Source organism: Planomonospora alba, from assembly GCF_039534085.1.
GTDB classification, from domain to species: domain Bacteria; phylum Actinomycetota; class Actinomycetes; order Streptosporangiales; family Streptosporangiaceae; genus Planomonospora_B; species Planomonospora_B alba.
This window is the reverse complement of record NZ_BAAAUT010000004.1, coordinates 168,604-189,708: the sequence shown is the minus strand read 5'-3', so window position 1 is coordinate 189,708 and position 21,105 is coordinate 168,604. Positions and strand designations below refer to the sequence as shown.

The 21,105-nt window shown below is 73.0% G+C and carries 20 protein-coding genes; 11 read left to right on the top strand and 9 right to left on the bottom strand.

From position 1 onward, the window contains the following. Positions 1-721: 721 nt before the first annotated feature. The 5 genes from ABD823_RS03780 to ABD823_RS03760 all read left to right on the top strand — a co-directional run bounded on the left by ABD823_RS03780 (position 722) and on the right by ABD823_RS03760 (position 5,793). Positions 722-1,126, top strand: a complete 405-nt coding sequence (locus ABD823_RS03780) for a GntR family transcriptional regulator (RefSeq protein WP_344855914.1) — start codon at positions 722-724, stop codon at positions 1,124-1,126. A gap of 122 nt (positions 1,127-1,248) precedes the next feature. Next, entirely contained in the window at positions 1,249-2,082 is an 834-nt protein-coding gene (locus ABD823_RS03775) for an ABC transporter ATP-binding protein (RefSeq protein WP_344855938.1), read from the top strand. After that, on the top strand, positions 2,079-3,128 hold the full coding sequence (locus ABD823_RS03770) for an ABC-2 transporter permease (RefSeq protein WP_344855911.1): 1,050 nt from the start codon (positions 2,079-2,081) through the stop codon (positions 3,126-3,128). Before ABD823_RS03775 ends, ABD823_RS03770 begins: the two co-directional genes overlap by 4 nt. A gap of 64 nt (positions 3,129-3,192) precedes the next feature. Then, positions 3,193-4,626, top strand: coding sequence for a S41 family peptidase (locus ABD823_RS03765; protein ID WP_344855909.1), 1,434 nt, complete (start codon positions 3,193-3,195; stop codon positions 4,624-4,626). 12 nt (positions 4,627-4,638) lie between these two features. Continuing rightward, positions 4,639-5,793, top strand: coding sequence for an alpha/beta hydrolase family protein (locus ABD823_RS03760; RefSeq protein WP_344855907.1), 1,155 nt, complete (start codon positions 4,639-4,641; stop codon positions 5,791-5,793). A gap of 48 nt (positions 5,794-5,841) precedes the next feature. Here ABD823_RS03760 and ABD823_RS03755 read toward each other — a convergent pair whose 3' ends face one another. Further along, positions 5,842-6,912 carry a serine hydrolase domain-containing protein gene (locus ABD823_RS03755; RefSeq protein ID WP_344855905.1) on the bottom strand — a complete coding sequence of 357 codons (1,071 nt, stop codon included), beginning with the start codon at positions 6,910-6,912 and terminating at the stop codon, positions 5,842-5,844. A gap of 389 nt (positions 6,913-7,301) precedes the next feature. Between ABD823_RS03755 and ABD823_RS03750 the strand changes: the two genes are divergently transcribed. After that, positions 7,302-7,895, top strand: coding sequence for a dihydrofolate reductase family protein (locus ABD823_RS03750; protein WP_344855903.1), 594 nt, complete (start codon positions 7,302-7,304; stop codon positions 7,893-7,895). Positions 7,896-7,950: 55 nt separating this feature from the next. Here the strand turns inward: ABD823_RS03750 and bla are convergent, their stop codons facing one another. The 4 genes from bla to ABD823_RS03730 all read right to left on the bottom strand — a co-directional run bounded on the left by bla (position 7,951) and on the right by ABD823_RS03730 (position 12,829). After that, on the bottom strand, positions 7,951-8,910 hold the full coding sequence (gene bla, locus ABD823_RS03745) for a class A beta-lactamase (protein ID WP_344855901.1): 960 nt from the start codon (positions 8,908-8,910) through the stop codon (positions 7,951-7,953). Positions 8,911-9,234: 324 nt separating this feature from the next. After that, positions 9,235-10,581: an MFS transporter gene (locus ABD823_RS03740; protein WP_344855899.1), complete on the bottom strand. Its 1,347-nt coding sequence runs from the start codon at positions 10,579-10,581 to the stop codon at positions 9,235-9,237. Between the two features lie 171 nt (positions 10,582-10,752). Next, positions 10,753-11,586 carry a hypothetical protein gene (locus tag ABD823_RS03735; RefSeq protein ID WP_344855897.1) on the bottom strand — a complete coding sequence of 278 codons (834 nt, stop codon included), beginning with the start codon at positions 11,584-11,586 and terminating at the stop codon, positions 10,753-10,755. Then, positions 11,573-12,829: an MFS transporter gene (locus ABD823_RS03730; protein ID WP_344855895.1), complete on the bottom strand. Its 1,257-nt coding sequence runs from the start codon at positions 12,827-12,829 to the stop codon at positions 11,573-11,575. The genes ABD823_RS03735 and ABD823_RS03730 overlap by 14 nt, the downstream gene beginning before the upstream one ends. A gap of 72 nt (positions 12,830-12,901) precedes the next feature. On the opposite strand from ABD823_RS03730, the gene ABD823_RS03725 reads away from it, so the two are divergent. The 4 genes from ABD823_RS03725 (at position 12,902) to ABD823_RS03710 (ending at position 16,665) form a co-directional block, all read left to right on the top strand. Then, positions 12,902-13,873 carry a GlxA family transcriptional regulator gene (locus ABD823_RS03725; RefSeq protein ID WP_344855893.1) on the top strand — a complete coding sequence of 324 codons (972 nt, stop codon included), beginning with the start codon at positions 12,902-12,904 and terminating at the stop codon, positions 13,871-13,873. A gap of 296 nt (positions 13,874-14,169) precedes the next feature. Further along, positions 14,170-14,865 (top strand): hypothetical protein, encoded by a 696-nt coding sequence (locus tag ABD823_RS03720; protein WP_344855891.1) that lies wholly within the window; start codon positions 14,170-14,172, stop codon positions 14,863-14,865. Between the two features lie 22 nt (positions 14,866-14,887). After that, positions 14,888-16,012, top strand: a complete 1,125-nt coding sequence (locus tag ABD823_RS03715; RefSeq protein ID WP_344855889.1) for a sensor histidine kinase — start codon at positions 14,888-14,890, stop codon at positions 16,010-16,012. Beyond that, on the top strand, positions 16,009-16,665 hold the full coding sequence (locus tag ABD823_RS03710; protein ID WP_344855887.1) for a response regulator: 657 nt from the start codon (positions 16,009-16,011) through the stop codon (positions 16,663-16,665). Before ABD823_RS03715 ends, ABD823_RS03710 begins: the two co-directional genes overlap by 4 nt. Here ABD823_RS03710 and ABD823_RS03705 read toward each other — a convergent pair. The 3 genes from ABD823_RS03705 to ABD823_RS03695 all read right to left on the bottom strand — a co-directional run bounded on the left by ABD823_RS03705 (position 16,644) and on the right by ABD823_RS03695 (position 18,902). After that, positions 16,644-17,174 (bottom strand): WD40 repeat domain-containing protein, encoded by a 531-nt coding sequence (locus ABD823_RS03705; RefSeq protein WP_344855885.1) that lies wholly within the window; start codon positions 17,172-17,174, stop codon positions 16,644-16,646. The genes ABD823_RS03710 and ABD823_RS03705 overlap by 22 nt on opposite strands. A gap of 263 nt (positions 17,175-17,437) precedes the next feature. Beyond that, positions 17,438-17,836, bottom strand: coding sequence for a hypothetical protein (locus tag ABD823_RS03700; protein WP_344855883.1), 399 nt, complete (start codon positions 17,834-17,836; stop codon positions 17,438-17,440). 271 nt (positions 17,837-18,107) lie between these two features. Then, positions 18,108-18,902 (bottom strand): NAD(P)H-dependent oxidoreductase, encoded by a 795-nt coding sequence (locus ABD823_RS03695; protein ID WP_344855881.1) that lies wholly within the window; start codon positions 18,900-18,902, stop codon positions 18,108-18,110. A gap of 97 nt (positions 18,903-18,999) precedes the next feature. On the opposite strand from ABD823_RS03695, the gene ABD823_RS03690 reads away from it, so the two are divergent. After that, positions 19,000-19,908 (top strand): helix-turn-helix transcriptional regulator, encoded by a 909-nt coding sequence (locus tag ABD823_RS03690; protein ID WP_344855879.1) that lies wholly within the window; start codon positions 19,000-19,002, stop codon positions 19,906-19,908. Between the two features lie 835 nt (positions 19,909-20,743). Here ABD823_RS03690 and ABD823_RS03685 read toward each other — a convergent pair. After that, positions 20,744-21,100, bottom strand: coding sequence for an MmcQ/YjbR family DNA-binding protein (locus ABD823_RS03685; protein WP_344855877.1), 357 nt, complete (start codon positions 21,098-21,100; stop codon positions 20,744-20,746). Positions 21,101-21,105: the final 5 nt, after the last annotated feature.

Here is a 21,105-nt window from a genome sequence, read left to right as displayed (position 1 = left end):
AGGAGGGTCGCAGCGCGGAATGTGAGCGTTAACATGGATCCCCGCCCATGAGACGCGCAAGGTCGGCACGCCTGGGTGGCACCACACGCCCAGGCCGCTCCGTGTCCGCCGCTCCGCCTCCACCCGGAAGGCGGAGCGGCCGGTCGCGCTGAAGGGGCGGTGCCGGGAGAGAGCCGGCTCCGCCGCGGTCGGCCCCGGCGGCCGTCACGCCGCGTACGCCTCCTCCGGTGCCGCCGTCGTACATGGAGATCACCCCGTCGTGCGGTCGGCCGGGCCGTGGCGGCACCCGGTCCACCACCGGCCCGAGCTCCTGCGCCACTTCCCGGCGGGCCGCCGCCCGCGGCGGCCCGCCCCGGCCGACGGGGCCGCCGGGCATCCCGAACCCGGGTCCGCAGGCCGGATCGACCGGCAGCACCTCACCGGCCCCGTTGCGCAGCGGCACGCTCGCGCCCATCCACCGGCGGGGCGGGGACGCCGCGTACGGATCGGCGGGAACGGCCGAGGACTCCTCCCTCGCCATGACGGCGAACGTAGCCGGGAACGCGGCCCGCGGTCCGCGAAACGCGTATTCCGGCGGCGCCGCCGGGACCGGAGCGGCCGGCGCCGTCCCGCTCGCAGCGCCCGTCCGGCTCTTCCGCGAGGCCGGGGGCGGACTTCCCCCGGGGGCTTCCCCGACCGGCTCCGTACATGTAAATATCTAATGTACTAGGAGCCTATATAAATGGAGATGCCGGTGATCGAGTTCCACCTGGATGCGAAGTCCGGGGTCTCGCCGTACCTGCAGCTGGTCCAGCAGGTACGGCACGCGCTCCGGCTCGGCCTGCTGCGCGAGGGCGACCGGCTCCCGACCGTCAAGGAGGCCGTGGCGCAGCTGGCGATCAACCCCAACACCGTCCTGAAGGCCTACCGGGAGCTCGAGCACGAGGGCCTGGTCGCCGCCCGGCCGGGGGTGGGGACGTTCGTGACGAAGACGCTCACCGACACCTCGCTGGCCGCGCACGGCCCACTCCGGCTGGAACTGCAGCGCTGGCTGGTCAAGGCCCGCCGGGCCGGTCTCGACGACGAGAGCATCGAGGCCCTGTTCATGACCACCTTTCGGACCACCGCTCAGGAGGACATCGCGTGATCGGGCGAAGCGAGAGCACCGATGAACACGGCACCCCGGGTCACGAGGGCTCCGGAGGAGACCTCGCGACCGCCGTCCTGGAGGCCCGTGGGCTGGGCAAGCGGTACGGCAGGCGCTGGGCGCTGCGCGAGTGCACCCTCGACATCCCGGCGGGTCACGTCGTCGGGCTGGTGGGCCCCAACGGGGCCGGGAAGACCACGCTGCTGAAGCTGGCCGGCGGCCACCTCGAACCGACGGCGGGCGGCATCACCGTGCTCGGCGGCCGGCCGGGGAGCACGCCCGCGCAACTGGCCAGGGTCGGGTTCGTCGCCCAGGACACCCCCGTCTACGCGGGGCTGACCGTCGCAGACCACCTGCGGCTGGGGGCACGGCTCAACCCGCGCTGGGACGCCGCCCTGGCAGGCGAGCGCATCGCACGGCTCGGTCTCGACCCCGCGCACCGGGCGGGCAGGCTGTCCGGCGGCCAGCGCGCCCAGCTCGCCCTCACCCTGGGCCTGGCCAAACGGCCCGAGCTGCTGATCCTGGACGAGCCGGTGGCCTCGCTCGACCCGCTGGCCCGCCGCGAGTTCATGCAGGGACTGATGGAGGCCGTCGCCGAGCACGAGTTCAGCGTCGTGCTCTCCTCCCACCTGGTCTCCGACCTGGAGCGGGTCTGCGACTACCTGATCGTCCTGGTCGACTCGCGCGTGCGGCTCGCCGGGGAGACCGACAGGCTGCTGGCCACCCACCACCGGCTCACCGGCCCGCGCCGCGACCCGGACCGGCTCCCCGCTGACCAGCACGTGGTCTCCGCGCGCCACACCGACCGGCAGAGCACGTACGTGGTCCGCACCGACGCCCCGATCCACGACCCCGCCTGGACCGTCAGCCGGCTCGACCTGGAGGACCTCGTCCTGGCCTACATGGACAGGCGCCCCGCCGAGAGCCGGCGCGCCACCCTGGAGGTGCAGCGATGATCTGGCTGACGTGGCGCCAGTTCCGCGGCTCGGCCGCGATGACGGCGGCCGTGCTCGTCGTCTTCACCACCGCCCTGGCCCTGACCGGCCCGGAACTGGCCTCCCGCTACTCCGAGGGGATCGCCTCCTGCACGCAGGACGACACCTGCGGCCGCTTCTACGACCGCTTCTTCGACGAGCACCAGTTGCCCTTCCTGGCCGCCAGCCTCGTCGTGCTGCTCGTGCCCGCCCTCGTCGGGCTCTTCTGGGGAGCGCCGCTGGTCGCCCGCGAGCTCGAGGCGGGCACGCACCTGCTGGTGTGGAACCAGAGCATCACCCGCGGCCGTTGGCTGGCGGTCAAGCTCGGGCTCATCGGCCTGACCGCCACGGCCGCCGCCTGCCTGTGCGGCCTCGTGGTGACCTGGTGGTCCGATCCCCTGGACAGGTCGGCCTTCCCGGAACTGGCCATGATGGCTCCTCTGGTCTTCGGCGCGCGCGGCATCACCCCGATGGGGTATGCGGCCTTCGCCTTCGTCCTCGGCGTGACCGTGGGCATGCTGGTGCGCCGCACGCTGCCGGCCATGGCCCTCACCCTGGCCGTCTTCACCGCGGTCCAGTTCGCCATGCCGCTGCTCGTCAGGCCCCACCTGATGCCCCCGGTCACGGCGACCTTCGAGGTCAGCGAGGCGAACGTGTCCGGCATCGGCATCAAGGGGGACACCGGATCCGCGCACATCGTGCTGGGATCGGCCGTTCCCGGCCACGCCGGGGCCTGGGCCTTGTCCAGCGACCTCCTCGATCCGTCCGGGCGCATGATCGCCGGCATCGGAGAGGAAGGCCCCATCGAGATCTCCACCACGTCGGGTCCCTGCGCGCCGGCGCAGGGACCACCGGAAATGGGCGCGTGCCTGGCCGAGATCAACCGCCTCGGCTACCGGCAGCGGGCGACCTACCATCCCCTCGACCGCTTCTGGCCCTTCCAGTGGATCGAGACCGGGATCTACGCCCTGCTCACCGCGGGCCTCACCGGGTTCTGCTTCTGGTGGATCCGGAGGCGCCTGTCATGACCGGGCTCGCCGAGGTCGTCAGCGGGCACCGCACCGTGCCAGGGCGAGCGGCGGAGGAGGGCGCATGACCGCCGTCAGGACTGCGGCCGCCGGGCTCGCCCTCCTGCTGGCGGCGGCCTGCACGGCGCCGGCGCCGCCGCGCGGCGAGGCGGTCACGGCGGCCGGTACGGCCTGCACGCAACCCCGCGGGCCTCTCGGCGCGGAGACGCCCACCACGGTCGACGTCATCGAGCAGGCGTACTTCTGCATCCTCGGCAACCACTACAGCGGTGCCACGCTGGACGCCCGCGCGCTGCTGACCGCCGGATTCGCCGCTCTGACCCGGGAGCTCGGCCGCAACGGGCGCGACGCGCCCGAGGCCGTCATGCCGGCGCTGACCGGTGACCGCGAGGCCGACTGGGCCGCCTTCGAGGCCGCCTACCGCAAGATCACCGACCGGGTCCCCGATCTGCGCGGCAGGCTGGCCGTGGCCACCCTGGAGGCCGTCGTGGCCGCCCTCGGCGACAACCACGCCCGCTGGGCGCACGACATCGAGCGGCACCCCGACCACTACGACGGCGACGGCTACGGCCTGGGCCTGCAGGCGAACGTCACCGCCGCGCAGGCCACCGCCGCGCAGACGGCCGGTGATCCCGGCGCCGCCCTCCCCCCGCTGTTCGTCACCGCCGTGGAGGGCGGCGCGGCTCGGGCCGCCGGTCTGCGCCCGGGCGACGTCATCGAATCGATCAACGGGTCGGCGCCCTTCGTCGACGGCAGGGCCGGCCCCGCGCTCGCCGCCCTCTACCCGCGGTATCCGCAAGCCCGCCCGGTCCGGCTGCGGCTCCTGCGGCAGAGCACCGGCCGCCGCTGGACCGCCACGCTCAAGCCCGGCCTCTACCCGCGGGATCCGGCCACCCTGCGGGTGGTGCAGTCGAAACCGCTGGACGACGACACCGCCTACGTACGGCTGCGCGGGTTCACCCCCGACTCCGCGAACCGGGTCTTCAAGGCCGTCGCCAGGCTGCGCGCCGGCCGGACGCTGTCCGGCGTCGTGCTGGACCTGCGCGGCAACGGCGGCGGCAGCCCCGCGGAGGCGACCCGGCTGGTGAGCGCGTTCGTCCACGGCGAGGTCACCGCCTACCTGTGCACCGTCGACGACAGATGCGAGACCATGCGGACCGACGACACCGTCGAGCTGCTCGGCCTGCCGCTGGTGGTGCTCATCGACCACGGCTGCGCCTCGGCCTGCGAGCACTTCAGCTCCGCGGTCAAGGACCTGCGCGCCGGCCGGCTGGTCGGAACCAGGACCGCCGGGGCCGTCTCCGGCCCGGCCCGCTCGTACCTGCTGGGCAACAACACCCTGCTGGGCCTCCCGTCCAAACGCCATCTGGGACCCGGCCGCGAGGTGATCGACCGGATCGGCGTGCCGCCCGACCACCACGTGCCCCTGACCCCGCAGGACGCGGCCGCCGGGCGCGATCCCGCCCTGGCCGAGGCCCTGACCTTGCTGCACGAGTGAACGGACCTTCCGATGAGACAGATCCTGGCCGTCGCCGCGGGACTGGCCGTCCTGGCCGCGTCCGCCTGCTCCGTGCCCCCGCCGCCCAGACCCGCCGCCGCGTCGGCCACGCCGACCGGCCCCGCCGTCCTGCCCGCCCCCACCGGCGCCCACCCGGTCGGTACCACCGCCCTGTACCTGAAGGACGCCTCCCGGGCCGATCCCTGGAACCCCGACGCCGGAGCCCGGGAGCTCAAAGTCACCCTGTGGTACCCGACCGGGCGACGGGACGGGCGGCGCGCGCCGTACATGACGCCGAAGGAGTCGGAGCTCCTGCTGAAGGGCTCCAGGATCACGGGCGTGCCGTACGACACGCTGAGCAGGACGCGGACGAACGCCGTCGAGGACGCCGACCCCGAAGGACGCGGGCTTCCGCTGGTCGTGCTCTCTCCCGGGTTCACCAAGCCGGTGAGCACCCTCACCTCCCTGGCCGAGGACCTGGCCAGCCGCGGGTACGTCGTGGCCGGAATCGACCACCCCTACGAGAGCCACGCCACGACCCTCCCCGGCGGGCGGGTCGCCGAATGCCTCGCCTGCGACAGCGACACCGACCCGGGCTTCGGCACGGGCGTGGTCCAGGGCCGGGCGGCCGACGTCTCCTTCGTGCTCGACCGGCTGGCAGCGGAGTGGGACGGCTCCGAGGTGATCGACCGCTCCCGGATCGCCATGGCGGGCCAGTCGATCGGCGGTGCCGCCGCCCTGGCGGCCATGGTGGAGGACTCCCGCGTGCGCGCCGGGATCGACATGGACGGCACCACCTACGCCCGGATCCCCGAGGGCGGGCTCTCCCGGCCGTTCATGTTCATGGGTACGCCGCAGCACGTCCCCGGGGGCCGCGACACCTCGTGGGACCGCGACTGGAAGCTGCTGACCGGCTGGAAGCGCTGGCTGGTGCTCTCGGGCGCCGGCCACCAGTCCTTCACCGATCTGCCGCTGCTGGCGGGCGCCCTCGGCATCAGGCCCGCCCCCGGTGCTCTGCCCGCGGAGCGCTCCGCCGAGCTCACCCGCGCGTACGTGGCGGCCTTCCTCGACCAGCACCTGAAGTCACGGCGAGGGTCTCTCCTGGAGGGGCCGTCACCGCGCTCCCCGGAGGTCGGGTTCTGCCCTGCGGCGTGCGGCCGGCCCTGAGACGTGCGGCGTCTTCGGGCCCGAAGGGGCGGTCGCCCCCGGCGCCGGTCAGCGGGTCCTGGCGACCTCCTTCGCCACGGCGCGGAAGACGGCCAGGGCCTCCTGCTGGTCCGGCCGGCCCGCGCCGATCGTCGACTTGACGATGACCACCCCGTACTCGGGGGAGACGTAGACGTACTGTCCGCCCAGCCCGGCCGCCATGAAGTCCCCGCCCCGGCCGAGCCACCAGTGCAGGCCGTACGACGGGTTCCGCGGTGAGGGCCTGGTGGACGCCCTGACCCAGGAGGCGGGGACGACCTGGCGTCCGCCGGACGCGCCGCCGCGCAGGTAGAGCAGCCCGAACCGGGCGAAGTCGCGGGCGGTGGCGTGGTAGCAGCAGTAACCGAGGCCGTCGCCGCCCGCGTCGTCGCCGATGCCCGCCGTCGACTCCATGCCGGCGGGCTGCCAGATCTTCCGCTCCACGTACCGGTGGTAGGGCATGCCGGTGGTCTCGGCGACGAGCCGGGCCAGGACGAAGGAGTTCATGCTGGTGTACTCGAAACGGCTGCCGGGCTTCCAGCCGCGCACCTGCCGCGCGGCCGTCCTCCTGAGCGGCAGGCCCCGGTTGGCCGCGGCGTGCAGGCGCGGCACGTCTGCGGCCTCGTCCCACTCGATGCCGGACGACATGCGCAGCAGGTCGCGGATGGACACCCCGGCGTATCCCGAGCGGGCCAACTCGGGCAGGTAGGCGTCCACCGGGTCGTCCAGTGAGCGGATCCTGCCCTCACCGAGCGCGAGGCCCACGGCGGCCGAGGTGAAGGACTTGGCCACCGACCAGGACTGGAACCGGGTGGTCCGGTCCGCGCCCGTGTAGCGCTCGGCCACGACGTCCTGGCCGTCCAGGACGACGAATCCGCTCGTCCTCGTGCGGGCCAGGAAATCGTCCAGGGTGTGCCGCCGGCCCCGGTGGACGTAGGTGACCGAGAGCGTGCGGGGCGCGTCGCGCAGCGCGACGGCGCGCCCCGAGGGGCTGATCACGTCGAGGGTCTCGGCCGAGGCCGGCGGAACGGCCACCGGGGTCAGGGAGATCGTCGCCGCCGTCGCCAGTGCGGCGGCTGTCACATGCCGGGTGATGCGCACGTCGGCTCCTCTGGAGGGCGTGGTCTGCTCAGCGGGATGGTGGCGCGGCTTTCCGGCGGATTCTCTGACGGAGCGGCATCGCATGCAAGCTCCGGCCGTACACGGGCGCATCCAGGCGGTGCGCCCCGGCCACCGGGAAACGGCGATCCGGGAAGGCGGCTCCATGGAAGGCGGGGACCCGCCAGGGGGGATCGCGGGCCGGGGTCCGGTGACCGATCGATCCGGAGGCCGCGGGGACAGGCGGGAGGCAGGGACTGTCGGACCCGGGTGATACCCACGGAGTAGGCGCGCCCGCTCCCGGTCTCCGTGGAAACCCGGCTGCCGGAGGGGCGGGGCACGGACGGCGCGATCGGCGGGCCCGGCCCGGGAGAGCTTCGGAGGAGAACGCGGTGAGAAAGATCGCCTTTGCGATGTCGGTTTCCCTCGACGGCTTCTTCGAAGGGCCGGACCACGAGCTGGACTGGCACCTGGTCGACGACGAACTGCACGACCACTTCAACGAGTGGCTCGGCGCCATGGGCGCCTTCCTGGACGGGCGCCGCAGCTACGAACTGATGGCCGAGTTCTGGCCGACGGCCGACTCCGACCCCGCGAGCACCCGGCCCATGGTCGAGTTCGCCCGTATCTGGCGGGACATGCCGAAGTTCGTCTTCTCCCGGACCCTGGAGAAGGCCGACTGGAACACCACCGTGGTCCGGGACGTCGTCCCCGAGGAGATCCTGAAGCTCAAGGCGGAGCCCGGCGGAGACCTGGCGCTCGGCGGAGCCGAACTCGCCGCCGCCTTCATGCGCCTCGGACTGATCGACGAATACCGGCTGTACGTCCACCCGGTCGTCCTCGGACGGGGCAGGCCGCTGTTCCAGCCCTCCGACGCCAGGCGCGACCTCCGGCTCGCCGGGACCCGGACCTTCGGCAACGGCGTCGTCCTGCTCCGCTACGAGGACCCCGCCGCGCTCGGCGGGGCGGGTGAGGAGCCCCGTTGATGGCGAAGGGACACGCATCGGAGCCGGGGCGGTGCCGTTCGTCGCCGTGGCGGGCTCACAAGCGGCCCAATCCGCGGGCCAGCAGGGTCGCCGTCTTGGCGATCACGCTGTTGTCCACGGTCGCGGCGGGGTCGTCGCGGTTGGTGTAGACGGCGATGATCAGCGGCGCGCCGGAGGGCGGCCAGGCGACGGCGATGTCGCTGCCCGGTGCGTAGGCTCCGGCCGCGCCCCCGGTCTTGTCGCCCACGATCCAGTCCTGCGGGAGCCCCTTGCGGATGCGCTCGGCGCCGGTGGTGCTGTCCCGCAGCCAGCCGGTCAGCCGCCGCCGGTCCTGCGGGTGCAGCACGCCGCCCACGGTGAGCTTCTGCAGGCTGCGGGCCATGAACGCGGGCTTGACGGTGTCGCGCTTCTCGCCCGGCTTCCACTCGTTGAGCTGCGGCTCCCAGCGGTCGAGCCGCCCGACCGGGTCTCCCAGCGAGCGGTAGTAGCGGGTCAGTCCGGCGGGACCGCCGATCTGCTTGAGCAGCACGTTCCCCGCGGTGTTGTCGCTGACCGTGATCGCGGCGTGGCACAGGCGCTCGGCGGTCATGCCGTTCTCGATGTTCTCCGGCTTCCCGGTGATCGGGGAGTCCGTGACCACCTCCTGCGCCGTCCAGCGCAGCGTGCGGTTCAGCAGGCCGGGGTCGGTCGTGCGGGCCTTGGCCAGGATGGCGCCGCACAGGATGGCCTTGAAGGTGGAGCGGCTGGGGAAGCGCTCGCCGCCCCGGTAGGAGATGGTCCTGCCGGTGCCCGTGTCGATCGCGAAGGCCCCGATGCGTCCCTGGTAGGAGATCTCCAGCTCGCGTAGTCGCTCGCCGACGTCATGCGTGCCGGGGAGGGAAGGCGCGGCGGACACGGGGCGGGTGTCGGCCCCCGCGGGTCCGCCCGGGCCGGCGACGGCGGCGAACGCCGTGGAGATCGCCAGTAAGGAGGCTCCCAGCCTGACCCGGAACCGGCTGTGATGACCACGCCTCATTCGGACTCCCTGCTCTCGGCTCTGATCTTCATGGGGGCGATCAGAAGACCATGGGCGGCGGCGATATGTCCAATATCGATATGGATCCCGGGTCATGTGTATTCGGATATCAGCACAGGTGAGCAGGTTCAGCCACTCGTACCGGCGGGGGACGGCAAGCACGACGGCTCCACGTCGCCCCGCGGGCCCCGCCGCCGTGGGAAGTGACGGCCCGACCGGTCGCCTGTCGCCGCTCCCGCTGTCCTGGTCGTGGATCCGAGCCCGCCGGCGCCTGCGGATCCGCCGCCGGCCGGGCGCGCGACCGCCGCGCGCCGTGCGCCGGCGTCACCGTGCTCCGCTCCGGAGCGGATCCCGCTCCCGGGCGGTGGCCGGGCGAACGGCGTACACGGCCAGCCCGCCGACCGCGACCACGACCGCCGCCGCCAGGTAGAGCCGCCCCGGGTCCCAGCCGGAGTCGAGCAGCCCGCCGGCGGCCAGGGGGGAGACGAGCGACCCGATCCGGCCCATGCCGACGCCCCAGCCCACGCCGGTCGCGCGCACCGCGGGCGGATAGGTGGCCAGGGCCAGGGTGTACAGGCCGGCGACCCAGCCGTTGGCGGACAGGCCGATCAGCGCGCCCAGCGCGAGCAGCACCCCGTACGTGGAGAGGGCGGGGACGAACAGGACGAGCGACACGGCCGTGGCGAGCGCGCAGCCCACCAGCAGGCGCTTGAGCGCGAAGCGGGCCGCCAGCAGGCCCAGCAGCACGGTGCCGAAGACGCCGCCTAGGTTGAGCAGCACCCCCCAGGTGACGCCTTGAGCGACCGACAGGCCGGCCTCCACCAGCAGTTTCGGCGTCCAGCTCGTGACGAAGTAGAACGCGGACATGGCGGCGAAGAAACCCGCCCAGATCAGCAGCGTGTCGCGGCGTAGCCGCGGGGTGAGGATCCGCCGGATCCGGGGCGCCGGCGCGGCGAGCCTGTCCGGGCTCTCGGGCATGGACTCCAGAGCAGGCTGCCGCATCGCGGCGAGCAGCCCGTTGAGGCGCTCCAGGGCGCCCGGTGAGGGCTTGGCGAGCAGGAAGTCCAGGGACTCGGGAAGCCGGAACAGCACCACACCGATGAGCAGGGCCGTGCCTGCGCCGCCGAAGACGAACACCGACCGCCAGCCGGACGAGCTCTGCAGCGCCACCGTGACGACCCCGCCCGCGGTGGCGCCGACGGCGTAGCCGACCACATTCAGGCTGACGGCCAGGCCCCGCCAGCGGCCGTTGGCGTACTCGGCGGCGATGACGTTGCTGCCGGCCAGGATGCCGCCCACGCCGATGCCGGTGAGCACGCGCAGCAGACCGAGCTGGGCGGCGTCCTGGCTCAGCGCCGACCCCAGCATCCCGGCGGAGGCGACCACGAGGCAGGCCAGGATCAGCGCCCGCCGCCCGACGCGGTCGGCCAGCGGGGCCAGCAGCAGCGACCCGAGCGCCATCCCGACCAGGCCCGCGCTGAGCAGCAGGCCGAGCTGGGAGTCCGACAGCGACCACTCGTCCGACACCGCGGCGGAGGTGTAGGACATGACCAGGACGTCGAAGCCGTCCACCACGTTGAGCAGCACGCACACGACGATCACCGACCACTGCATGCGCGACATCGGGGAGCCGTCGACGCGGGTGCGCAGCTCCGCGGAATCAGTACGCATCCGATCGGCCTTCCGGGGAGTGGGGCGGTTCGCTGACCATGTCTACCTCGCCAGAGCAGACAGATGGTGACCCGGTCGCGCAGCGGGCGTGCGCGGGCGTGCGCGCGCCAGCACCGCGGTGACGGCGCTCGTCGGTGCCGCCGTGCCGCAGCTGGTGGCAGGCCTACGCGATCATGACGCGGTCAGCCCGGAGAAGTTCGGGCTCGATCTGAAACTGCTGCGCAGGTCGGCCGCTGACGGTGTCGCGCTTCTCACTCCGAGACGGCGACGTAGCGCCATTCCTCCAGCGGATTCTGGGGTCCGGAAAGATCGACCTCGACGCCGGGCAGCACCCGCCGGAGCCGTTCCGCGCCAGAGTTCCAGGTGCGTGAGGGCGGGCAGTTCGCACCGGCCGAGGGCGCGGACGACGTGGCCGGGCAGTCCTCCGGTCTCGAACCGCAGGATCTCCAGGTGCGCGTGCCGTACGGGGCGCAGGACGAGGCCGTCGCTCCCGCGCACGTCCAGCCGCCGCAGGCGGGGGAAGGCCTCCAGGACCGGGGTGATGTCGCCCTGCTGGATCCAGGAGATCTCCCAGTGCTCCGGTTCGACCAGGCCGAGGAAGAGCGAGCGGAGCCGGGGCAGCCGGTGGGCGTGGGCGGCGAGCACGGCGGGGGCGTTGCGTGCGCTGCACCCGGCGACCACGAGGGCGCGGATCCGGGAGCCGTCGACCGTGGCGAGCAGCTCCCGCAGTCCGTCGGCGAACGTCGTACCGCCGTCGTCGTCTTCGAGGGGGTCGCCGTCGTACAGCGGCCAGGCGAAGCCCGCCGGGTCGGGGCTGCGATGGTGGACGATCACGTGCGGTTCGGCGACGGGCAGCCCGGCGTAGGTCTCCCGGTGGGCGCCCGCCATGTCCCAGCGGTAGACCCCGTCGGCGGGGACGAACGCCTCGCCCGGGTCGCGGGGGTCGGCGGGCGTCTCGGCGCCGGGCCCGTCGAGGTCCTCGTCGTACTCGTCATCGTGGAACACGGCGGACATCCTCGGCTGGGGGATCATGGAGGTCCTGTCCTACCAGGTCCGGGTGACAGTTCCGGAGACGGTCGTCCGCCGCCGGGTGAGGTGCCCGGCCCAGCCGCCTGACCGGCTTGATCGACAGCAGTGCCGCCACCACGCCGGCCGTCACCAGGGCCGACCCCGACATGAAGGCGCGCGGTTCGACCAGCGCGGTGACCGGACCGGCCAGTGCCTGCCCGACCGCCATGCCCGCGACCGACCCGGCCACCTGGTAGGCGTTGACCCGGTTCACCACGTCCGGCGCGACCTGCGTCTGCACGCTGGTCGACCACATCACCGACCAGAACGCCGACGCGCACCCCCCGAGCAGGTGCCCGGCCATCAGCAGCGGCAGCGGCAGCCCGAGCGCGACCGTCAGCGGCACCGCCGCGTACCCGCTCAGCCCCACCGCTCCGGCCGCCAGCGGCCTGCGCGGCCTGAGCCTGACCGCCACCAGCCCGCCCAGCACGGTGCCGAGGCCGAGCGCCGCCATCACCCAGCCGTAGTCGGCCCCGATGAGCTGCGACGACAGCGGCACGTACGGTCCGATCACCAGAACGCCCCAGAACACCCAGACCAGGATGACCGACCACATCCAGCTCCTGGCCGTGAACTCCTCCCAGCCCCTGCGCAGGTCGTTCAGCACGTCGGAGGGCTCCGCCCTGGGCGCGGCGACCCGGACCAGCAGCAGGCACACTCCGCTGACCAGGAACGTCGCGGCGTCCACCGTGTAGACGACGACCGGTCCGGCGGTGACGACGAGGACCCCGGCCAGTGCCGGGCCCGCCAGATGGGTGACCGCCTCAGCGATCTTCAGCGTCGCGTTGGCCCGCTGCGGATCGTCGGCGACCAGGGGGACCATGCCGTTGACGCCCGGTTCGAACACCCCTGCGGCCATGCCCGACACGGACGCCGTCGCCAGCAGCAGGGCGTACGGCGGAGCGCCGTCCAGGAAGGCGACGGCCACGACTCCCTGGGTGACGACCCTGACCGCGTCCGCGCCGATCATCAGGCGCCGGGCGCCGATCCGGTCGGCGACGACCCCGCCGAACAGCATGACCAGCACGGCCGACGCGGTCCAGAGCGCCAGCACGTAGCCGACGCCCGCGATCCCATGGGCCTTCCCGATGGCCAACGCCGAGGCGACGGGCATCATCGCGTCACCGAGCAGCGAGATCGTGCGCGCCCCGAAGTAGAGGGTGAAGTTCTTCGTCCGCATGGGCCCCGATTCTGGTTTTCCCCAGATCAGAGCACCGGTGTCTCAAATGACATCATTAGGTACATTTACGCCATGCTCCTGGAATGCCCGCAGACGCCCCCGACGCCTCCGGGTCCGCATCGCGTGATCGCCCTGGTCGCCCCGGACCAGGAGCTCTACCCGGTCACCTCCGCCGCGGCGGTCTTCGGCTACCACGGCCCCGACATCACCCAGCACTACAGCTTCAGCCTGTGCGCCGAGCGCCCCGGTTCCCTCACCACCACCCTCGGTGTCCCCGTCCAGGTGGACAGCGGCCTCGAAGCCCTCGACGACGCCGACACCGTGGTCATCGAGGGCTGGACCGTCACCCCCTCGCCCGCCGTCCTGCACGCGGTCTCCCGCGCCCACGCCCGGGGCGCCCGCATCGTCGCCGTCTGCGCCGGGATCTTCATCCCCGCCGCCCTCGGTCTCCTGGACGGCCGCCGGGCCTCCGTGCACTGGGAGCTCTCCGGCGAGCTCGCCGCCCGTCACCCCCGCGTCATCCCCGACGACACCGTCATCTACGTCGATCACGGCGACGTCGCCACCGCCGGAGCCTCGGCCGCCACCCTCGACCTCTGCCTCCACCAGGTCCTCCAGGAGCACGGCGCGGCCCACGCCATGCGCATCGGCCGCCAGCTCGCGGCCGGCCCGCACCGCGAGGGCTGCCAGCGCCAGTACCCTCCCCTCCCCACCACCGGCCCCATGCCGGACTCCCTGGCCCCCCTGCTCGAATGGCTCCTGTCGCGCCTGCCCGACCAGATCACCGTCGAGGACATGGCCGCCTACTCGGGCGTCTCCTCGCGCACGCTGACCCGCCAGTTCACCGAGCAGCTCGGAGTGCCGCCCGCCCGCTGGCTGCTGGAACGCCGCCTGGCCGCCACCCGCGCCCTGCTGGAGGAGACCGACCTGCCCGTCGAGACCATCGCCACCCGCGTCGGCCTCTCCTCGGCGGTCAACCTCCGCCGCCGTTTCCACACCGCCCTGAACACCACCCCGGCGGCCTACCGCCGTTCCTTCCGCTGAAGGTCCCGGGCGGTCCGGCCGTTCGGGTGGCCCAGGGAGAACCCGCTGCGGGGCATCGCCGGATCACCGGGGAACGGCCGCGTCCATGGACGTGGTGTCCGATCGGTGCCGAAGCCGCAGGACCCCTGCCCGGACAGGCTCCACTCCGCGTCGTCCCGGGCGCAGCCGCAGGGCGGCCCCGCTGACGGCGTCGACAGCGAAAGGGAAAGCCCGATCGCGTCATACCCAGGTCTGAGGCGGAAGAGCAGGCCACGGTCCGACGCGCCGGGCGGGTCCTCCGCGAGAGGGTCGCAGACATGACATCCGGCTTTCCCGGCCGCTGGGCCGGCGGCGCGACCACGGTGGTGGCACCGCTCCTCCTCCTGGCAGGAGCCCTGCTGCGTGTGCCGTACGACTTCTTCTACCCCGCTCAGCTCGCCGCGCACGAGAGCGCGCCCGCGCTGCTGGCCACCTCCTACGCCCTGATCGCGGTCGGCACGTTCCTGCTCTGGCCTGCCGTGGCTCTGCTCGCCGCCGGGACCGGCCCGGGATGGGGGCCGGTGGGCGGGCTTCTCGCCATGTCGGGGCTGTTCGCCCGCGTCTTCCACGCAGGCGCCGACCACATGGCGTTCCGGCTGACCGACGCCGTGGGCGCGGACCTCGCCACGGAGGTGGTGTCCGAGACGTACGGCGCCTTCCAGCCGCTGTCGTTCCTGAACGTCGCCGCCCTGGCGGGCTGGCCGATCCTGGCGTTCGGCGCCTGGCGCGCCCGGGTACTCGGCCCGGTCCGTGCGCTGGCCCTGGCGTCGGCGGCGGCGCTGCCGCTCGGCGTGCTGAAGGGCACCACACCGCTGTCCCTGATGGCCTTGGCCGGACTCGCGATCGCGTTCGTTCCGTACGGCTTCACCGTGCTGACCGCCCACCCGCGGCCGAGCAGGGCGGCCGTGCTGCGGTGGGTGCCCGTTACGCTGGCCGCGGTGGGGCTGATGGTCGTACTGGGGCAGGCGGGATGACATGGAACGATACGGCCGGCACATGAAACGGTTGCCGTATGCCGCCGATCTGGTGGCAGCCGTCGCCGTGACCGCGATCTACCTGGATTTCGCCCGCACGCCCGCCACGGACGGCCTGCCCTCCTACAGCGGTCCGGCGTGGCCGGCCTGGGTCGTCGCGGCGGCGGCCGGCCTGCCCATCGCGGTGCGCCGCCACCGGCCGTTGCCGGTCTTCGGCGTCGTGCTCGCCGCCCTCACCAGCGCGTCGATCCTCGACCTGACGCGCGAGCCGTACATCTCAGGAGGGCTGGCCGCCTACCTGGTGGGGCTCGCGGAACCCGCGCGCCGTTCCGTGCCCGCCCTGGCCGTCGCGCTTGCGGTGGCGGCGGCAGGGGTGTACCTCGGTGAGGCGGTGATCACCCCGTCGGGCGGCGCGCAGGACGCGGCCGGACCGGTCGCCCTGGTACTGGTGGTGGTCGGCGGCGCGTGGGCGGCCGGGTCAGCCGTCCGCTTCCGCCGGGCGGAAAGCCACCGGAAGACCCAGCACGCGCTGGTGGCCGAGCGCCTGCGCATCGCGCGCGAGATGCACGACATCGTCTCGCACAACCTCAGCCTCATCGCCGTCAAGGCGGGTGTCGCGGCGCATGTGGCAGCGGACGACCCGCAGGAGGCCGTCACGGCGCTCAAGGACATCGAGGAGACCAGCAGGTCGGCGCTGACGGAGATGCGCCGCACGCTCGGCGTCCTGCGCACCGACGGCACCCCGATGGGACCGGCGCCCGGCACCGCGGGCCTGGACGGGCTCGTGGAGGAGGCGCGCCGGGCGGGAATCGAGGTCGTCTCGGAGGTGCGTGGCCTGTCGGGCCTCAGCGAGGGAACGCAGCTGACGGTCTACCGGATCGTGCAGGAGGCGCTCACGAACGTCGTCAAGCACGCCGCCCCGACGCGCTGCGGTGTCACCGTGACGGCCCGCGAAGGGAGCGTCGCCATCGACGTCGTGGACGACGGGCCTGCAGGCCCGCGCCGCAGGCTGCCGGGCGGGCACGGTCTGCTGGGCATGCGGGAGCGGGCCCTCATGCACGGCGGGACCTTCACCGCCGGTCCGCGTGAGGAGGGCGGCTTCGCGGTGTCCGTACGGCTCCCGTCCGAGGGGGAGGGCAGCCCGTGAGCGGTGTCCGCGTTCTGATCGCCGACGACCAGGCCATGGTGCGCGGCAGCTTCCGTGTCCTCGTCGAGCACACACCCGGCCTGCAGGCCGTGGGTGAGGCGGCCACCGGAGCCGAGGCCGTCGAACTGGCCCGCGCGCACAAGCCGGACGTCGTCCTGATGGACATCCGGATGCCGGACGTGGACGGTATCGAAGCCACGCGCCGCATCTGCGGCGATCCGGCGACGGCAGGCGTCCGCGTGCTCATCCTGACCACGTTCGACCTCGATGACTACGTCTACGCGGCTCTCCGGGTGGGAGCCGCGGGTTTCCTGCTCAAGGACACCCCTCCGGCGGAGGTGCTCAACGCCATCCGCGTGGTCGCCGGCGGGGACGCGCTGCTCGCGCCCTCGATCACCCGGCGGCTCATCGCGGAGTTCACCGGCCGCCCGCGCCCGGGACGTCCGCCGGCCACGAGCCTCGACGGCCTCACCGCCCGCGAGCGGGAGGTGCTCACGCTGATCGCCCGCGGCTTGTCCAACGCCGAACTGGCCGCGCACCTGCAGCTGAGCATGGCCACGGTCAAGACGCACATCGGCCGGCTGCTGGCCAAACTCCAGGCGCGCGACCGCGCTCAGCTGGTGATCGTCGCTTACGAGACCGGCCTCGTCTGACATGTCGGAGCATCGCCGCGCTGGTCCCGCGGCAGGACTCGCCGGCCAGCCGGCGGAGTGGTTCCCGCACGCTCAGCGGCCTCAGCCGCCTCAGCCGCCGGTTCAGGCCGCATCGGCAGGGCTACCGGTTCGGCGGGGAGGTGCCCGGCGAGCAGCCGGGGCGGGAGCGCGCCGTCGCCGACGCCGCCGGGAGCGGCGGGCGGCTCGACCTTCTCGCAGGGCGGGGGCAGCTTCCTCACCGCACCGGTCGTGAGGTCCCAGAGGCTCTGGCTCTGCCCGGCGGTGACCAGGAGCCGGTCCTCGGCCTGACCGAAATGGACGACGAAGTCGGTGTCGGCCGCTCCCGGGAAGTCCCGGGCCCGGCCCACCGCCTTGCCCGTCGCCACGTCCCAGACCTGCACCCGCGCCGTGCCGGCCAGGGCCAGCAGCGCGCCGCTCGGGCTCAACGCCGCCGAGCGCAGCCCGTCACCGACTCCGGTGAAGCCGCCCAGCTTCTTACCGGTGCGCATGTCCCAGAGCCGGACCCGGCCTCCGCCGGCGTTGACGAGTCGGCACCTGCGTCGCCGTGCAGCACCTTGATCGCCACGCGCCGGCCGTGGAGGTCGTAGGCTTCGTAGACCACTTCCTGCCCTCCGGCGCCCAGCCGTCCGGCGAGCCAGTAGCCGCCCGGCCGTCGGGGGTCTCCGTCGATCAGTTCCGTGCTCATGCCCCGTCCTCCGCCGGTGCCCCGGCGCGCAGTGTGATCCGTCCGGTGCCGGGCCGTTGCCGGCGCTCAGGGAGTGGAGTCGCAGATCAGGTCCGTTCGCTTCCAGAGCCGCAGCAGCTTCTTGGGTACGGCGGGGCAGCCGCCGCTGTCTCCGAGGTGCTTCCACGGGCCGCCCGCGCGCTTGCGCCACACGTGCGGCCCGTCCTGGTAGCTGACGGGGTTGCCCTTGATGCCGATGGAGCCGATGGCCCAGTAGACGTCCTTGCCCCGTGTCGCGCCGGTGATCTTCCCGTAGTAGACCTTCCTGGGGCCGTCGACCTTGCCGCGCGGGAAGTCCGCCGCGCGGTTCCAGTAGGCGTCGGCGAGGGCGGTGCGGATCGTGCCGGTGATCCGCAGGTTGACGGCCTTGCCCGGTGCCTGGGCGTCAGCGGCCAGGGCGCTGCCCGCACCGCCCGTGATGGTCAAGCGCGGTGAGAACGATGAGTGAAGTACGACGCATATCGGCTCTGACAGCCCGCCGGAAGGAAAGGTTCGCAGCATTTCTGCTGAGATCGCTGACCGGATACGGCGCGTCGAGCCGTTGATGGCGAGACGGCAGGCGTATCCACCGGTGAGCTCGCCGGAATCCGGTGGATACGCAGGCGACCGCGGACGCGGTGGTGGCACCGGCCCGGACCGTGGCAGGGACGGGACGCGGCCGCATGCCACGGGGGCGGGTGAGGGGCGGGCCGGCCGCTCAGTCGCGCGGGCGGACGTGGATGTCCAGCCCGGTCGCCCCCGGCGCCTCCACCCCCGGCAGCAGTCGCATGTCGCGGTCGTAGCCGCCGCCGACGAGTGACCGGAACGGGACCGGCTCGTCGGTGAAGAGCCGGTCGAGCCGTCGCCCGTACTCCTGCGTCACCGCCGTGAACCGGTCCTTCGACACGTCGATCGAGTCGTATACCGCGAACGGCTCGAGCGGCGCCATGCCGGTGAACCAGAACAGGCCGTGCTGGAGGGGGTAGAGGAGATCCGCCAGCCGTCCGTGGATGCCCCGGTCGGAGAACGCCGACTCCCGGGCGCCGATCGTCACCGCGACCAGTGCCCGCCGCCCGGCCAGGGCGCCCTCGCTGTAGGGCGGGGGAACGGACGGACCGTGGGCGAACTCGTAGGTGAACACCCGGTCGATCCAGCCTTTCAGGATCGCGGGCACCGAGAACCACCACATCGGAAACTGCAGGATCACCGCGTCCGACCAGCGCAGCTTCTCCTGCTCGCCCGCTATGTCCGGCGACAGCCGCCCGGCCAGCGTCGCCTGCCCCGAGACGGCCAGCACATCCAGTCGCCGGTCCGCGGTGTGGTCAGGGAAGTCGTCGGCGTCCACCGCAGCCTTCCACTTCATCCCGTACAGGTCGGACAGCCGCACCTCGTGCCCTGCCGCGCGCAGTTTCCCGGCGGCGAAGGCGGCCAGGGCGGCGTTGAGCGAACGGGACTCGGGGTGAGCGGTGACAATGAGGATCTTCTTCCGCTGCTGCGGCGTGGTGTCAGTCATGCCACCACGTTCTCGGCGGCGCGCCCCGGTAGCCAGCACCCGGTTCAACCGGCGGAACGGCAGTCATGGTAATGCGAGGATCACCCATACTTGAGACATGGACACCGTGGACCGTGTCGGATACGCGAACGGAGTCGGCGGCCGCAGCGAGGACAGGGAGGAGACCGGTCGCACCGGCGGGATCGGCGACACCCGGCGGGCGCTCGGCGTCTTTCTGCGCGCCCGCCGCGAGCGCGTCACGCCGGATCGGGCCGGGCTCGTCGGCGGTCGCCGCCGCAGGGTGCCGGGGCTGCGCCGCGAGGAACTGGCCCAGCTCGCCGGGATCAGCGTGGACTACTACGTCCGCCTGGAACAGGGGCGGGCCACCCAGCCGTCCCCTGAGGTGCTCGACGCGCTGGCCAGGGCGCTCGGCCTCGACGCGGCCGAGCGCGGGCACCTCACCACCTTGGCCGGTGCCAGGCGTGGATCCGCGCCGACGGCCCGGGTCAGCCCTCTGTTGCAGCGGATTCTGGACGCCATGTCCGGCTTGCCGGCTTTCGCGACGAACCACCGCCTCGACGTGGTGGCCTGGAACAGCCTGGGCGCCGAGCTGATCGGCGGCCTGGGCGACCCGGGCCGCCGTGATCGGAACCAGGCCAGGTACCTGTTCCTCGACCCCGCCTCCCGGGTCATCCACCCCGAGTGGCAGGACAGGGCGGGGGAGGCCGTGGGGCAGCTGCAGGTCTCCGCGGGGCGTTACCCCGGTGACGCGGAACTGACCGCGCTGATCACCGAGCTGTCCGAGCGCAGCGCCGAATTCCAGCGGATCTGGGCCACCGGCGAGGTCGTGATGTGCGGGGCGGGACGCAAGCGGCTGTGGCACCCGGTGGCTGGACTGCTGCACCTGGATTACGAGACGCTGCACGTTCCGGCCGCGCCCGGCGAGACCGGCCTGGTGGTGCACGTGTTCAGCGGCGAAGAGGGGAGCCGGGAGGCGGCCGAGCTCGCACGGCTGGCCGCCGCCTGACGGAGGCGCCGGAGCCGTGTACCGGCCTCGGAGGCGCATTTGCCCTGGCGGGGCCGTTGCCGGACGCCGTGGGACGCCCGTGAGGCGTCGGGACGCACTCCGGCGCCGCGCCTGTGATGAGGACCGGTTCGGGGGGACGGCGTCGCCGGGCCGTCCTCGGACAAACCGGAGCGCATCGTCCACGGGTCCCACGCCGGAGCGTGGCGAGCCGTGCCGCGTGACGCGAGCCGTACCGTCTGGTGATCGCTGAGGAGCGGTGAGAGCGGCCCTGCCTGAAGGAAGACGATCCGCGGCGCCTGAAGGAAGACGATCCGCGGCGCCTGAAGGAAGACGATCCGCGGCGAAGAAAGGGCGGGAAAAGGCCTACGACCATGGCGGCCACCGCGACGGCCGCGGTGTTCGGCCTGGTGGCGACGGTGGCCGCGCTGCTTCCGGAACCGGCCGGGAACGGCGTGGCCACTCCGCGGCGGGCGGACGACACGGCGCCCGGCCTGCCCGACGGCAAGGTGGGATCGCTGAGTCACGCCTACCGGACCCGCTGCGAGGCCGATTCGGAGGACCGGCGGCCCGGACTGCAGCGCCGTCAAGTGGCGGGTGGTCACCAGCAGGGTAGGACCTATGGAACTTCCCCCTGTTGGCGGAGACGCCAACCAGGGTCGTTCATGTTTTCGTAGGACGTGACCACTGCCGGGTGACGCTGTTGTGCAAAACGACCGGTGCGCGCTGACGACGCGTTCACGAGGTGTTCTGACCTGGAGGTCAGGCTTTGTGGGTGAGTGCGCGGCGGCCGCACCGCATCGCTCCGCGGGCACCGTCGTCTTCGCGCGGACAGCGCTCACGCCAGAAGGGCGAGCAGGCTCTTGGGCGCGACGGTCCGGTAGGCGTCGGTGACGAGCTCGGTGATCTCGGTCCAGTCCCGGGGGACGTCGAGGTAGACGCCGAGCCAGCCGCGGTGGCCGACGTAGGGAGGGCGGAAGAAGCGCTCGGGGCTCTCGGCCACCAGGGCCTCCTGGACGCCGGGTGGTGCCGCGCACCAGAAGGCGAGCCGGTCGTCGTGGTGGTGGTCGGCGTACATGACGAACGCCTTCCTGCCGCGGACGAACCAGGTCGGCTCGCCGTGGCTGAGGCGTTCGGTGGTCTCGGGGAGCGCGAGGCAGAGCCGGCGCAGCGACTCCAGCGGATCATCGACCATGGCCG